At 45.5% G+C, this 12,586-nt stretch carries 13 protein-coding genes and 1 pseudogene; 7 read left to right on the plus strand and 7 right to left on the minus strand.

Features of this window, described 5'->3' with window-relative positions:
* The first annotated feature begins 876 nt into the window (after positions 1-876).
* A complete protein-coding gene (locus tag QUB04_RS22120; RefSeq protein ID WP_333287640.1) occupies positions 877-1,131 on the plus strand; it encodes a type II toxin-antitoxin system prevent-host-death family antitoxin in 255 nt (84 codons plus the stop codon).
* A complete protein-coding gene (locus QUB04_RS22125) occupies positions 1,124-1,390 on the plus strand; it encodes a Txe/YoeB family addiction module toxin (protein ID WP_333242316.1) in 267 nt (88 codons plus the stop codon). The genes QUB04_RS22120 and QUB04_RS22125 overlap by 8 nt, the downstream gene beginning before the upstream one ends.
* A 718-nt stretch (positions 1,391-2,108) precedes the next feature.
* Here the strand turns inward: QUB04_RS22125 and QUB04_RS22130 are convergent.
* A complete protein-coding gene (locus tag QUB04_RS22130) occupies positions 2,109-2,828 on the minus strand; it encodes a hypothetical protein (RefSeq protein ID WP_333287641.1) in 720 nt (239 codons plus the stop codon).
* 713 nt (positions 2,829-3,541) lie between these two features.
* On the opposite strand from QUB04_RS22130, the gene QUB04_RS22135 reads away from it, so the two are divergent.
* Entirely contained in the window at positions 3,542-4,015 is a 474-nt protein-coding gene (locus QUB04_RS22135) for a Coq4 family protein (RefSeq protein WP_333287643.1), read from the plus strand.
* Between the two features lie 29 nt (positions 4,016-4,044).
* On the plus strand, positions 4,045-4,269 hold the full coding sequence (locus tag QUB04_RS22140; RefSeq protein WP_333287645.1) for a helix-turn-helix transcriptional regulator: 225 nt from the start codon (positions 4,045-4,047) through the stop codon (positions 4,267-4,269).
* Positions 4,270-4,388: 119 nt separating this feature from the next.
* Here QUB04_RS22140 and QUB04_RS22145 read toward each other — a convergent pair whose 3' ends face one another.
* The 5 genes and pseudogenes from QUB04_RS22145 to QUB04_RS22165 all read right to left on the minus strand — a co-directional run.
* Positions 4,389-5,285: an alpha/beta hydrolase gene (locus QUB04_RS22145; protein WP_333287647.1), complete on the minus strand. Its 897-nt coding sequence runs from the start codon at positions 5,283-5,285 to the stop codon at positions 4,389-4,391.
* 217 nt (positions 5,286-5,502) lie between these two features.
* Entirely contained in the window at positions 5,503-6,939 is a 1,437-nt protein-coding gene (dacB, locus tag QUB04_RS22150; protein WP_445301084.1) for a D-alanyl-D-alanine carboxypeptidase/D-alanyl-D-alanine endopeptidase, read from the minus strand.
* Positions 6,940-7,057: 118 nt separating this feature from the next.
* Positions 7,058-7,384, minus strand: coding sequence for a (2Fe-2S) ferredoxin domain-containing protein (locus QUB04_RS22155; protein WP_333143594.1), 327 nt, complete (start codon positions 7,382-7,384; stop codon positions 7,058-7,060).
* A 78-nt stretch (positions 7,385-7,462) separates the two neighbouring features.
* Positions 7,463-7,777, minus strand: a complete 315-nt coding sequence (locus QUB04_RS22160) for a zinc ribbon domain-containing protein (RefSeq protein WP_333143595.1) — start codon at positions 7,775-7,777, stop codon at positions 7,463-7,465.
* Between the two features lie 28 nt (positions 7,778-7,805).
* Positions 7,806-8,702, minus strand: a pseudogene (locus QUB04_RS22165) (RNA-guided endonuclease InsQ/TnpB family protein); the annotation flags it as partial.
* A 332-nt stretch (positions 8,703-9,034) separates the two neighbouring features.
* On the opposite strand from QUB04_RS22165, the gene QUB04_RS22170 reads away from it, so the two are divergent.
* Positions 9,035-9,535, plus strand: coding sequence for a CBS domain-containing protein (locus tag QUB04_RS22170; RefSeq protein WP_333287651.1), 501 nt, complete (start codon positions 9,035-9,037; stop codon positions 9,533-9,535).
* Between the two features lie 100 nt (positions 9,536-9,635).
* Here QUB04_RS22170 and QUB04_RS22175 read toward each other — a convergent pair whose 3' ends face one another.
* Complete coding sequence (locus QUB04_RS22175; protein WP_333287653.1) at positions 9,636-9,848, minus strand: hypothetical protein; 213 nt, start codon at positions 9,846-9,848, stop codon at positions 9,636-9,638.
* A 19-nt stretch (positions 9,849-9,867) separates the two neighbouring features.
* Between QUB04_RS22175 and nblB the strand changes: the two genes are divergently transcribed.
* Together nblB and QUB04_RS22185 are read left to right on the plus strand one after the other, a co-directional pair.
* Positions 9,868-10,542 (plus strand): phycobilisome degradation protein NblB, encoded by a 675-nt coding sequence (gene nblB / locus QUB04_RS22180; RefSeq protein WP_333287655.1) that lies wholly within the window; start codon positions 9,868-9,870, stop codon positions 10,540-10,542.
* 681 nt (positions 10,543-11,223) lie between these two features.
* The gene (locus QUB04_RS22185; protein ID WP_333287657.1) at positions 11,224-12,510 is read left to right on the plus strand and encodes a CAP domain-containing protein; all 1,287 of its coding nucleotides are present in this window, start codon (positions 11,224-11,226) and stop codon (positions 12,508-12,510) included.
* Positions 12,511-12,586 lie beyond the last annotated feature (76 nt).

Below are 12,586 nucleotides of genomic sequence, written 5' to 3' on the forward strand. Positions count from 1 at the left end.
AGAGCCTCCTAAGCGATAGCCGGATTGTCTTGGAAGCCCACACTATATCCGCTTCGGATTAGTGTGGGAGATGTCACTCCTCAATTATTACTCGTTTACTGGTTGTTTACTCGTGTTACTCGTTACTTTCACAAAGAACGAAAGTAACGCTCAACAGCGACAAGCGAGCCTCGAATTTAATTTTCGCTCGGCTTCGGCTCGCTTGTCGCTTACATGGGTTAAGAGGCACAGTCAGTAAACCAGTAACACAGCCTGGAAGTAAAACCAGTAAATTATGCTTCGGCGCGATCGAATTTACTGGTTTACTCGTTTTACTCGTTACTTTCGTTCTTTGCGAAAGAAACGCTCCACAGCGACAAGCGAGCCTCGAATTTAATTTTCGCTCGGCTTCGGCTCGGACTCTAGGTATCGGTTCCCAGGCTCCAGCCATAGAACCAGTAAATTGACCGGACATGATATGAGATCCGGATTGCCAAATATATTGCGGATTGCTATACTTGTACAGTAAGTAGTACAAATGTCAAGTAGGTCAGGAACCTCAGCCTAAAGGCATGAGGCTTGAAGGAGAGATCTAACAAGCCGTTCTGACCAGCCAAGCGTCTTAATTGACTACGTTTTTTGAGTCACGATACCCGCTTGATGCGTAGCTAGTCCCTTGCTCTATCGTTGAGAGTTAAACAGTTCTAAGGTCACGCTTTACAGTGCTTTGGGCCTAACAAGCTCACTAAACAAAGGCGCGTGCTAACTTTACTCCGAAAGGAGATTGAGGCAACCATACCTCACGCCTTGGGGCAACCATACCCCTCCACCCCGCTGCATCTTTTAACTCAATGTAAAGCCGTCCTAAAAGGACGGGGTTTCAAACCCCTCTTTCTGATGAATATTGTTTCTTTTAGCGAAGCGAGAAATAACCTCAAGGCTGTTTTAGACAGAGTAGTGGAAGATACGGACTATACCATCATCACGAGACGGGATGCGGAGGATGCCGTGGTGATGTCGCTAGAGTTATTTAATAGTTTGCTGGAAACAGTTCATTTACTCAAATCTCCCGCCAATGCTGCCCATTTGGAGCGTTCTATCGCTCAGTTTAAGCAGGGGAAAGTGGTGGATCGACATTTGTTGGATGACTAGAAAGTTAGCATGGACGGATGAGGCTTGGGGCGATTATTTATATTGGCAAGGGCAAGACAAGAAAACGTTAAAACGAATTAACAAGCTAATTGAGGCAACAATCCGATTGCCGTTTGAGGGGATCGGAAAGCCAGAACCACTGAGGGAGAATCTGGCTGGTTTTTGGTCGAGGCGAATTGATGATACGAATCGATTAGTTTATGCTGTGGATGACGAGTATCTAACGATTATCTCTTGTCGATACCACTATTCTGATTGACATCCTCCTTGGCAGGCTGTAGCTATGGTGCGACGTTTTTGTTTAACAGGAAACTCGGCGATTCTTTGAGCACTTTAATTTTAATTTTATGACCAGGAATTTCTTGATGCTACCCGCCACGTGATTTATCCGTGGAATCAATCCCAAATCGAAAATCGAAGATCCTCAAGCCCCCGCATTTATCCGTGGGGTCAATCTAAAATCTAAAATCTAAAATCTAAAATCGATTGACGCAATACGGTTCAGTTAGTGCTAAAAAAACCGATCGTGCGTAGGTTGGGCCCGTGGAACGAACCCTCCGTTTCACTCCACCCAACATTTTCGCTACAATTTTCCTTAACTGAATCGTATTGACTTATAAACAGGTTTATTCTTGAGCAAATCCTGTGAAAAACAACCTGAATTATGAAACGGATAAGCATATCGACGGTCTACATAACCCGTGCATGGTAAAAACATTCCCTCCCCATCATATTCAATAACTTCCTGAACCATAAACCAAGTAAAGTGATGCTCTATCCCAACAGAATTGTTTTCAAAATACTCCTTGTAAACTGGATTCATGTCTTTTGGTAAGCCGCGTGGCTCTGACAGCGGAACTGGGAGCATCTCATATTTGTAAAAATACTTCTTCTGGCTCCTTCCTTCTGCCTATTGCCTCAAAACTCCAATTTCTAGCTTGGCTGCTTTCATTGAGATGCTCCATATTTACTAACACTTATTCAGGCATAGAAACTGGCTGAACGTATTGAGAATTAGCGCGCACATAACAGCCTTGTCTTGTCAGCAACCAGGGTTGACCGTTCGCCATCGTAATCGCATTTGCTCCCCTGAGTTCAGCAGCAACTGTATCTTTATCCGCGCGGTAAACTTGTTGAATTGCTCCGTTTGCGGTCTTGCGGCAGTTGAGTTGTCCATCTCGCGAGGTGACTCGCCAAGCAGGCCAAGTTACAAAACCATTTGTTGGACTCGACCAAGTATTAGCATTGCTAGAAGTATAGTCGCCACTTGCATTAGGACGCGGTAAAGCTTCGACTAAATTTACTTTAAATGTCTGGCCAATAGAAGGACAATTTTCTCCTGCTTTCACCTTCCAAGTAACTTCGGCTCCCAATTGGCTGCTTCTTCCCACTTGACGCCTGACAATGGCAATATCTCCAGAACAAACAATTTTTCTGCCAGGGCCGGTCGCACTGTCTTTGAAAGTCCCATTGTAATAGTAAGAGCCTGCTGCTCCTTCGGAACGGGTAATTTGAATATTGCCAAAAAATTCCCGATTGCCTACTTTGGTTAAGTAAAAACCGCTGCGATTGTTTCCTTTTTCTGACAAGTTTAAAGTAGTTTTACCGTTAGGATTAACATAAGTGGTAGCGCTAGCAGCAGCGCACCAAATCAATGACACAACTCCTGTGGATAACAAAATGGAAAGTTTTTTCACAGCAACACCTTGTATGAATCTCTACTTTATTTGTAGCTGTTGGTGAAGATATTTGACCAGTCGCTCAAATGAGTGTCACTCATTTGAGCGACATTCTAACGACATACGGGCAACCCCCCATGATTGCCACGACAAATTCGGCAACCACGGGGGATTGGCACTAAGCTGTCACGCATTTAAATTGCATATTCAGGGCGGGCGAGACGCCCACCCCACAAGAATTAGATTGTTTTTTGACCTTCTATTTAAATGCACAACAGCTTACTGCGTAATTCCTAAACATCAACTCTGGATAACTTCACCTTACTTCACCTCCCTTCAACTCTCTTCACTTGTATGCACCTGCATCACGAGGCCTGCAAGCTTCAACTTCTGACTCGTTGCAGGTTCCAATAATTAGCAGCAGAATAAATTTATATACGTAAGTAAGGGAGTTCCAATCACCGCTGAATACTGTGGATTTTACGGGTACTTCCCGGTGGGTCAAGTTGTGATTAGAAAAACTAGGGCGATTTTTACAGGTAGCAGATTTCAAATCTAAGAATGCTTGTAAAGAAATGTAAAAGCTCCTGAAACCCCATTGCTTTGACAGAAAGTACGGTTTCTAAGCTGAGTAGGTAAAAAAAGTCGTCTTGATTCAGCGCAAAAATGAACTTGACAAACACCAATTAATTTGCCCGAAACTTAAATCATTGTTGAAGGGAGAATCAATCATGGCTGACGGTCAACTAGGAGTTATATTAAAAATGGCTCAAACAATTAATCCTCAAATTGAGAGCGATCGACATTTTGAAATAGACTTGGAAAAATTGCGCCAACTGCCAGCAGGAACATTAGGGTGCGAAGTGGCGCGATTTCTAGACGAACAAGGCTTTGAGCCGATCGCATCGGGAGACTGGATTCAGCGAAACCACGACGTTTGGCACGTTCTGACAGGTCTTTCGGCTTCAACAGAAGATGAATTTGTACTTCAAGCGTTTACTCGCGCTCAAGTATTTCGCCCTTCCTGTGCGATTTTAGTGTTAGTTGGACTGATCAGCGGCAAATGCGCGATCGGACAAATTATCAAAGGCTTAAAACACGGAAAATTAGCCACTCGGCTAATTAATTGGGACGTTGCATCTGATTGGGAAACTCCTTTATCTGAAGTTCGAGAAAAACTCGGAATTCTACCCTTAATTGATTAGATATTAACTCCTTACCTCATTGGAAAAGTATGCAAAGCATAAGTTACAAAGCGGAAATTAGCCTGAGTCCACGCGAAAGAGCGATCGCGCAATTAATAGCCCAAGGCCTGCCCAACAAATGTATTGCCAAAAATTTAAATATCAGTCACTGGACGGTTGCTACTTACGTGAGGCGGATTTTTATCAAACTCGGTGTTTGTTCCAGAAGTGCGATGATTGCACTGCTAATCCAAGAAAATTTGCTCTGGGACTAATAAATAAGTAGGGTGCGTCAGATATTAGGAACGGGCTCTCCGGCCCGTTCCACAAGAACATTGAATTTTTGTGGAACGGGCCGGAGAGCCCGTTCTTATGTGCAAGCGTTAATTTTTTTCTATGCCAAAGCCACAGAAGCAGAAGAATTTCTCAGAAAACTCAGCAATTCTCGATTCACCGTTTGCGGCGCTTCCTGCTGAATCCAGTGACCACAGTGAGGAACTAATTTCAACTTAAACGGAGCCGTAATTAATCTGTCTAAACCTTCTACAAGTTTGTGGCTCAAAAACGCATCATCTTCTCCCCAAAGCACCAAAGTAGGAACTGTCACAGGTTCTAATTTCTGCCCCAAATTCCAAAGCCTCTGCGGATGAAACATCTGCCGGTAATAATTGATAGCGGCGGCTAATACTCCCGGCTTTTCTAAAGCAGTCTGATAAATCTTAGTTTCCTCAGCGCTAAAAGATCCTTTGCGAACAGCTTGTCCTTGGAAAACATTGTGAACAAAATCTTTCAAGTTTTGCCGGATCAACAATTCGGGAATGCCGGGAACCTGAAATGCCAAAACGTACCAACTGCGGCGAATTTGATCTAAATTGCTCGCCATTTCCTGCATGAATCGCTGCGGGTGCGGAGCGTTTAAAATTGCCAAGCGGTTGAGTTGTTCGGGGAATTTTTGAGCTAAGTGCCACGCGATCGCCCCTCCCCAATCATGACCTACAACGTGAGCTTTTGTATAACCGAGGCTCGCAATCAAACCGCGAATATCGGCGCTTAGCGTATCCAAATCATAGCCGCTTTCCGGCTTGTCGGAATCGTTGTAGCCCCGCAAATCCGGCACTACCACCTTGAAATGACGCGCTAAAGCAGGGATTTGATGACGCCAAGAGTACCAAAACTCTGGAAACCCATGCAGGAGGAGAACGAGCTCGCCTTCTCCTTGAGAAACGCAGTGCAGGCGGATGTTGTTGGTTTCGACAAAGATGTGTTGCTGTTCGGAATCTAAAGAATTCATAGTGGGAAAGTTAGACTTATTTTCGGGAAGTACAGAACCCGCCGACTGGTAGCAGGCTAAAACGTCCCAATGGTGTTAATTTTTCTACTTTTATTGTAGCTGCTTTTCGAGCCCCGCCGCTGCAATCTAATTAAACTTAAAACTTGTAGGGTTTTGGGGCGTCCTGTTTTTTAGGTGTAACTACTGAACTCAAGTTGCTCACCTTAAATGTATTGTTTTAACAGCGGCGCAGGCGATTCAATAATAGCACAATTTCGTCCGTTGCCGATCGCATTTTTGCAGTCGATAGGTCAGATTGATTGACGATAATGCTAAACACCAGCGGCTCGTAATTCGGAACTTCGATATATCCCGACAGCGCCGAAACTCCGCTCATTGTTCCTGTTTTTGCTTGCATAATTACGCGATTTGGTGTAACATTAAAGCGATTTTTCAAAGTGCCGCTCTCGCCAGCGATCGGCAGTGACTGGCGGTAAATAGATGCAGCAGGTGAATTGGCCATAAATCTCAAAGTTTCCACTAAGGCTTCTGGAGTAATTAAATTGTGGCGAGACAAGCCGGAACCGTCGGCTAATCTGTAGCTGTTTGGATTTACTCCTAATTGAGTTAAAACTGTTTTTAACTCTTTCAAACCGCTTTCACCTGTATCCTCTTGTGGCACAGGCATCTTGCCTGTGAGTGTTTGTGGCACAGGCATCTTGTCTGTAACTTTCCCCAACAATCTCAATAAAACTTCTGCATAAAGATTGTTGCTTACTCGATTAGTTTCTCTCACCAATTCCGCCAGCGGCGGCGATTCAACGGTCGCTAATTCTTGATTTAAATTGCGAGAGGCAGATGCAACTAAAGCCTGTTTAACAGGAATTCCCTCAGCCGCCAGAACTTGCTGAAACTGCTGCAAAAAATTATTAGCGGGGTTGACAACTGCGACATAAGCTGATTCAGGTTCTGCACCAACTTTCAACTGTCCGCCCACTCGAATTATAGGTCGATCGAACTCCCGGCCAACTTCAATAAACTCAGATTCGTTTTGAGCGACGGTAACAGTATTGTTCTGAAGTTGCCACTGATTTGCCAGCTTTGGTTCGGCAAAAGTAACTTTCAGAGGTTGCCCGATCGCCTGTGGGGACAAAAGAAGGTCGATCGCGTTTTGATTGAAAATTAAACTGTTAATCGGCGCTCCGTAGCCAGCTTGCGCGTCTTCCCATTCCCAATTCGGATTGACTGCACTGCCTTGAAAATAGCTGTCATCCCCAATCAACTGGTTAACTTGACTGATTCCCCGCTGCTTCAACTGCTGCGCCAAGGATTTCAACTGAGCCTCTGCAATGCTCGGATCTCCCCTGCCGGCAACGTACAAACTCCCATTTTCGCCGCTGTAAACCGATGTCTTAATCCGAAAGTCTCCACCGAGTTTCTGTAAAGCAGCGGCTGTGGTTAGCAGCTTGGCATTTGATGCTGGAATAAAATATTTTTGGGCATCGCGGCTGTAGAGAGTAGCAGTAGAAGATAGAGGTTGAATCAAAATGCCCCAGCGCGATCGGCTAAATTCGGGACGGTTGGCGATCGCATCTACTTGTGCCCCCAATTCCCTAGGGCAAATATCGCCAGCAACCGCCGACGTTTGAGCAGCAACCGCCGACGGACGCCCCATAATTAGGACTAACAAACTAAGCGCAATTCCTTGGATTTTCAAAGTGCCAGTTCCTTAACAATAACTATTAAAATTTAGATGCGCCAGAGCTTGGAAGTGTCACCGAATCAAGTCAATATTAATAATAATAACGCGCATGAATTCTCGGATTGAACAGCGCCTCTACAGGTTTTCCCCCTTTGAGGTGCTCTTCCACAATCAACGGTACATCACTCGGTTTAACTCGACAATACCAAATTTCGTCTGGGGTAACTCGCACAGTCGGGCCAGTGGTGCACTGTCCCTGACAACTACAGGCTTCCACTTTCACCCCTGCAACTTGTTGAGCTTCAAAAGCAGCTAGCACTGCTGCTGAACCATTTTTCAGGCAAGATTGATACTGGCAAACCAATACACAGCGCGCTTCTGGTTGGGAGTCTGGTTCTGTGGCTGGAGATTCTGGCATTGGTAAGGATTTATCCGATCTTTAATATATCTTAACAATCTTTTGACATCCTCACCGGCCTGAAGGCGCGGTGATTCCCTACCAGTCGAACAGAGTTAACTGTTCGTACTTTAGACGGGTTGACAGTTCATCGGGAACTGCCTCAATTGAGGTCTTACACTCCCTCCCTGCCCATTTTGAGTCGTGGATATGCCCTACCCCGACTTGTTCTATATTTTTTGAGGCGTTGTCGTCTCTGTCGTGAAGAGTGCCGCAATTCATACAGACAATTTCTCTCACCGAAAGGTCTAACTTGCCCCAGCGGTAACCACAATCCGAACAAACTTGGCTGGTTGGTTCCCATCTGCTGATGACAACTTGCCTCACGTCCAACTTTCTCCGACTTAGACTCACACATTGTTCTGAATTCCCGCCATCCAGCGGAGCTGATTGCTCTGGATAATTTGCGGTTCTTCAGGAGTCCGGAGACGTTTAAATCTTCTAGGGCGATAACTTGGTTCTCGTTTATCACCTTAGTCGATAGTTTATGCAGAAAGTCCTTGCGGATATCTCGCAGTTTTGCTTTGAGTTTCGCCACCTTCAATCGCATCCGTTCACGCCGCTTTGATGTTTTAGAGCGTCGTGATAACTTGCGTTGAGAGCGTCGAATTTTACGGTCTAACTTTGAGTAGCTGGGGCTTGCCACTCGCTCTCCCGTGCTGAGCGCCGCAAAAATTTTTATGCCCAAATCAATACCCACTGCTGGGTTAGAAGCTAGCTTGGTTTCGGGCTGCACCTCAACAACAAAACTAAGGAAGTAGCGCCCTGCGGTGTCTTTAATAACGGTGACTGAACTTGGTTCAGACGGCAGAGGTCGCGACCATTTAGTCTTAATACACCCAATTTTGGCTAAGAAAACCTTGGCAGCTTTGATGCTAAATCCCCCTTTTCGGAAACGGGCTGACTGTCTGTTTGTCCGCTGCTTAAATTTAGGGGGATTAACCTTTTTGCCTTTTCTTTTTCCCTTAATAGATGCGAAAAAGTTGTTCCAAGCTACACCTAAATCAGCAATAGATTGCTGTAATGGGATATTAGAAACCTCGCTCAACCACTCACGCTCTTGGGTCTTTTTGGCTTGAGTAATGCATATTTTTTGCAAATCTCCATTGCTAGGTAGTTTCTCCGATTTCTTACACAGTGCCAGAGCGTCGTTCCATACGACTCTCACACAACCAAAGAGCCTTGCCAGATCTTTGCGTTGTTGCTCGGATGGATAAATTCGGTACTGGTAGCGTGATTTCATGCTAGTATTGTACACCATATATCCGTACAAACTCATGAAAAAACGATTAGATTTTAGGCTCGAAGACTTTGAATTAGAGATACTTGAAAAATATTGTGTGGCGGTTGGCAGAACTAAGTCTGATGTTCTTAGAGAGTTAATTAGGAATTTGAAAACCAAGAAAAAGCCGTCCTAGAAGGACGGGGCTTGAATCCCATTAATTTTGGTCAGACCGATCGCTCGCCGGAGTCCGGCAAAGGGCAGAATTTTATAGTGCGATCGAAAAAAACAGCAAAATTCTGGCATTCAAGCTTTTTCCTTCCTTCTACTTTCTAACGAATCCCTTCAGCAGAGCTGCCTTTCTTCAGTCTGTGCCGCCCTTTCCCTATATGATCGATTTAGAGCAACAACTCAATCAACCCCTAATCATGCCAAAAACAGTAGCCGATGTAATGAGCCGCGACCCGATTTTGGCGCGACCCGAAATGCCCTTGAACGAAGCGATTAAAATTTTAGCCGATCGACGCATTAGCGGTCTTCCCGTCGTAGATGAGAATGACTTGTTGGTAGGAGTCATCTCCGAAACCGACTTGATGTGGCGGGAAACCGGCGTAACTCCCCCCGCTTACATAATGGTGCTCGACAGCGTAATTTATTTGGAAAATCCCTCTCGTTACGAGCGAGAACTCCACAAGGCTTTAGGACAAACAGTAGGAGAAGCGATGAGTACAGACCCAGTTACCATCGGGCCCGACAAATCTGTCCAAGAAGCTGCCAAACTGATGCACGATCGCAGCATCCATCGATTGCCGGTGCTTGATCCTGCGGGCAAAGTAATCGGCATCCTCACTAGGGGAGATATTATTCGCTCGATGGCTGCCGAATCTTAAATTAACTGTTGCAGTTCCAGGACTGTATCAGAAAATGAGTACGCGCGTGCGAAGCTATCCCGTAGGGAATCGCTCTTTCAATCTCGCTGACTTTTTGCAATTACCAATTACCGAGATTGACGACACGGAAGTCAGGAATAGACGCAAAGCAATTTTTTCTTTCTTGCTTCTTCTTTCTTGCTTCTTCTTTCTTGCTTCTTCTTCCCTCTTCCATCTTCCCTCTTCCATCTCCCATCTCCCCTCTTCCATCTCCCATCTCCCCTCTTCCTTCTTCCTTCTTCCTTCTTCCTTTTTCCTTCTTCCTTCTTCCCAATTATCAAATTTAAAATCGAATGAGCATTACCCCTGAGTCTGTCGAACAATTGCTGAATTCCGAGGATTTTGGCGAAAGACTGCGAGCAGTCAACCAACTGCGGCAACTAGAACCCGCGCTCGCCTATAAACTAATTCAAATTGCGATCGGCGACAAAAACGTCCGGGTTCGCTACGCAGCAGTCAGCCAATTATCAACCCTCGGTACGCAGAATCTGCCGAACGCTTTAGAGGTACTGCGAAACAGCCTGAACAACGACCCCGAACCCGACGTGCAAGCAGCAGCAGCCGATGCTTTGGGCGCATTGAAATTAACCGATGCTTTAGAAGATTTGCAGCAAGTTTATAGCAGTACCTCTGAATGGCTGGTGCAACTAAGCATCGTCGCGGCTTTGGGAGAAATGGGAGATCCGAAAGCCTTTCCGATGTTAGAAAATGCCCTGACTTCTGAAAACGAATTAATCCAAACCATTGCCATTAGTGCATTAGGTGAATTGGGAGATAAACGGGCGCTGCCGCTGCTGCTTCCCTACGCTTCCAATGCAGATTGGCAGATCCGTTACAGAGTCGCCCAAGCTTTGGGGCGGTTGGGCGGTGCAGAAGCACAGACAGCTTTGGAAATTCTCGCCAAAGATGAGGTTGATCAAGTTGCTCAGGAGGCTAAAGTCGGACAAGAAAATAGTTTGAAATCTTGAGATTGCTTTTGTGATCCAGAACAACCCTGCGCGGTTGTGAATTTTGAATTAATTTAGATTTTTTTGTGAGGATTCTACTAAAAACTTAGTTGGCGATCGCACACAGAATTCAGAAACCCGGTTTCTTCCTATATTTGTCGTTCCTCTCTGCAAAAATCGTAGAAACCGGGTTTCTAGCCAGCAAGCCAGCGGGCTGGGTGCGCCGCGTAAACCATACTAATCAGGAAAAATCTCAAATCTCAAATCTAATACCAATTTTTTATGAGGTTGCATAGAATCCGATCCCCCCTAGCCCCCCGCCGGAGGGGGGAACAAGATTCTTCTCAAAGTCAACCCCTACTCCCCAACAATCAGGGGGAGTAGGGGGTATGCGAGGGGGATCGAGATATGTGCAACTTCACATTAAATTGGTATAAAATCTAAAATTGTATTGATGCCACGGGCGATCGCAAATTCCTTTGAAACTCTCCTTAAATTCGAGCGTACTCTTCCATTTTCCAATCAGAGCCAGCCTCTTGACATCCCCACTTTGAGAACAGCTATAATCAAAATAAATACAGCAGCGGCAGGGATTAACACAATTATTGAATTGTGCCGGGCCAGCTAGCGATCGGGGAAACTATCGTTAAGAGGGTAAGTCATCTACCAGCAAAAAAACTCTTAAAACTCTTGAACGTCCCCATGCTTGAACAACTACAAAATTCCGGTTATCAGTCCTCTGACATTGTAATAGGAGAGCGATCGGTCTCTCAAGTTGCACCAACTTCAACCACCAATCAAAACTTTATTAACAGAGTTTTAGAACTTACCAACATCGAACGCAGCAAATTAGGTTTGTCCCCGCTAACCTTAAATACTCAGTTACTAAATGCGGCGGGAAATCACAGCCAAAACATGGCACTGCAAGACTTCTTTTCCCATACCGGAAAAGATGGTTCGTCATTAGGAAGTCGGATTTCTGCAACGGGCTATAAATTCTCAGCGGCGGCAGAAAACATTGCTGCGGGCTCTTCTACACCTGAACAAGTTGTATCATCGTGGATGAACAGCAGCGGCCACCGGACTAACATTCTTAACCCTAATCTCAAAGAAATTGGAATTGGTTACTATTTCTTAGCCGATGATACTGGCACAGAAAATTGGAATCACTATTGGACGCAAGTTTTTGCGACTTCTCTTGACGGTAGTGTCAATCCCGCACCTACTCCCACACCTACTCCCACACCTACTCCCACACCCAACACTATATCTATTACTTCGCCAATACCCAATGCTACAGGGGACGGCAGCCCGACACAAGCACCCAAAAATACAGCCAGTGGCGGCAATTATTTCCTATCAGATAGTGCCGATACTCAAATACCGACAAATGCTGCGGGATTGCCAATTTTTGCCCTTTCCGGCAAAGACAATATCACCGGGGGAGAAGGTGCTGATAGCATTAATGGAATGCAAGGTGCGGATACAATTAATGGCGCAGGAGGCAATGACAGCTTATCCGGCGGCAAAGAATCCGATTTAATTGATGGCGGTGTTGGCAATGATTTTATCAGCGGCAACAACGATAACGATCGACTAATCGGATCTGACGGTAACAATACTATTCGCGGCGGCAAAGAAGATGATGTCTTGATTGGCGGTAACGGCGACGAGTTGTTGGCGGGCGATCGCGGGCAAGATATGCTGACGGGCGGCGGCGGAAATGATACGTTTATTTTAGCCGGAGGTTTGTCTGCTTCGGCTACTTTAATTGGGGCGGATGTGATCGTCGATTTTGGGGCTGGGGATAAAATTGGTTTGACTGACGGTATCGGATTTGCAAACTTGACTTTTGAAGCTGTGAGTTTGCAGTTGGATGGAGGTGCAAGTGTCGCTTCTACGGCGATTAAGTCTGGCAGTAATTATTTGGGAATCGTGCAGGGTGTAAATCAAAGTCAGCTTACGGCGATCGTTTTTGTGAATGGGTAACGGGGAAGCGGTAGTGTAAAATTTCACTTATGCAGCTTGTAAGGTGCGTCCGTTGGTAGGGATGGGATGGGTAGCC

It is taken from the genome of Microcoleus sp. D2_18a_B4, from assembly GCF_036702475.1.
GTDB lineage: Bacteria > Cyanobacteriota > Cyanobacteriia > Cyanobacteriales > Microcoleaceae > Microcoleus.

Excerpts from the sequence above, each read along its gene's own strand:
- QUB04_RS22120 (WP_333287640.1), top strand. The coding sequence starts at position 877 with ATGAATATTGTTTCTTTTAGCGAAGCGAGAAATAACCTCAAGGCTGTT.
- QUB04_RS22125 (WP_333242316.1), top strand. The coding sequence starts at position 1,124 with ATGACTAGAAAGTTAGCATGGACGGATGAGGCTTGGGGCGATTATTTA.
- QUB04_RS22135 (WP_333287643.1), top strand. The coding sequence starts at position 3,542 with ATGGCTGACGGTCAACTAGGAGTTATATTAAAAATGGCTCAAACAATT.
- QUB04_RS22140 (WP_333287645.1), top strand. The coding sequence starts at position 4,045 with ATGCAAAGCATAAGTTACAAAGCGGAAATTAGCCTGAGTCCACGCGAA.
- QUB04_RS22145 (WP_333287647.1), bottom strand. The coding sequence starts at position 5,285 with ATGAATTCTTTAGATTCCGAACAGCAACACATCTTTGTCGAAACCAAC.
- dacB (WP_445301084.1), bottom strand. The coding sequence starts at position 6,939 with ATGGGGCGTCCGTCGGCGGTTGCTGCTCAAACGTCGGCGGTTGCTGGC.
- QUB04_RS22155 (WP_333143594.1), bottom strand. The coding sequence starts at position 7,384 with ATGCCAGAATCTCCAGCCACAGAACCAGACTCCCAACCAGAAGCGCGC.
- QUB04_RS22170 (WP_333287651.1), top strand. The coding sequence starts at position 9,035 with ATGATCGATTTAGAGCAACAACTCAATCAACCCCTAATCATGCCAAAA.
- nblB (WP_333287655.1), top strand. The coding sequence starts at position 9,868 with ATGAGCATTACCCCTGAGTCTGTCGAACAATTGCTGAATTCCGAGGAT.
- QUB04_RS22185 (WP_333287657.1), top strand. The coding sequence starts at position 11,224 with ATGCTTGAACAACTACAAAATTCCGGTTATCAGTCCTCTGACATTGTA.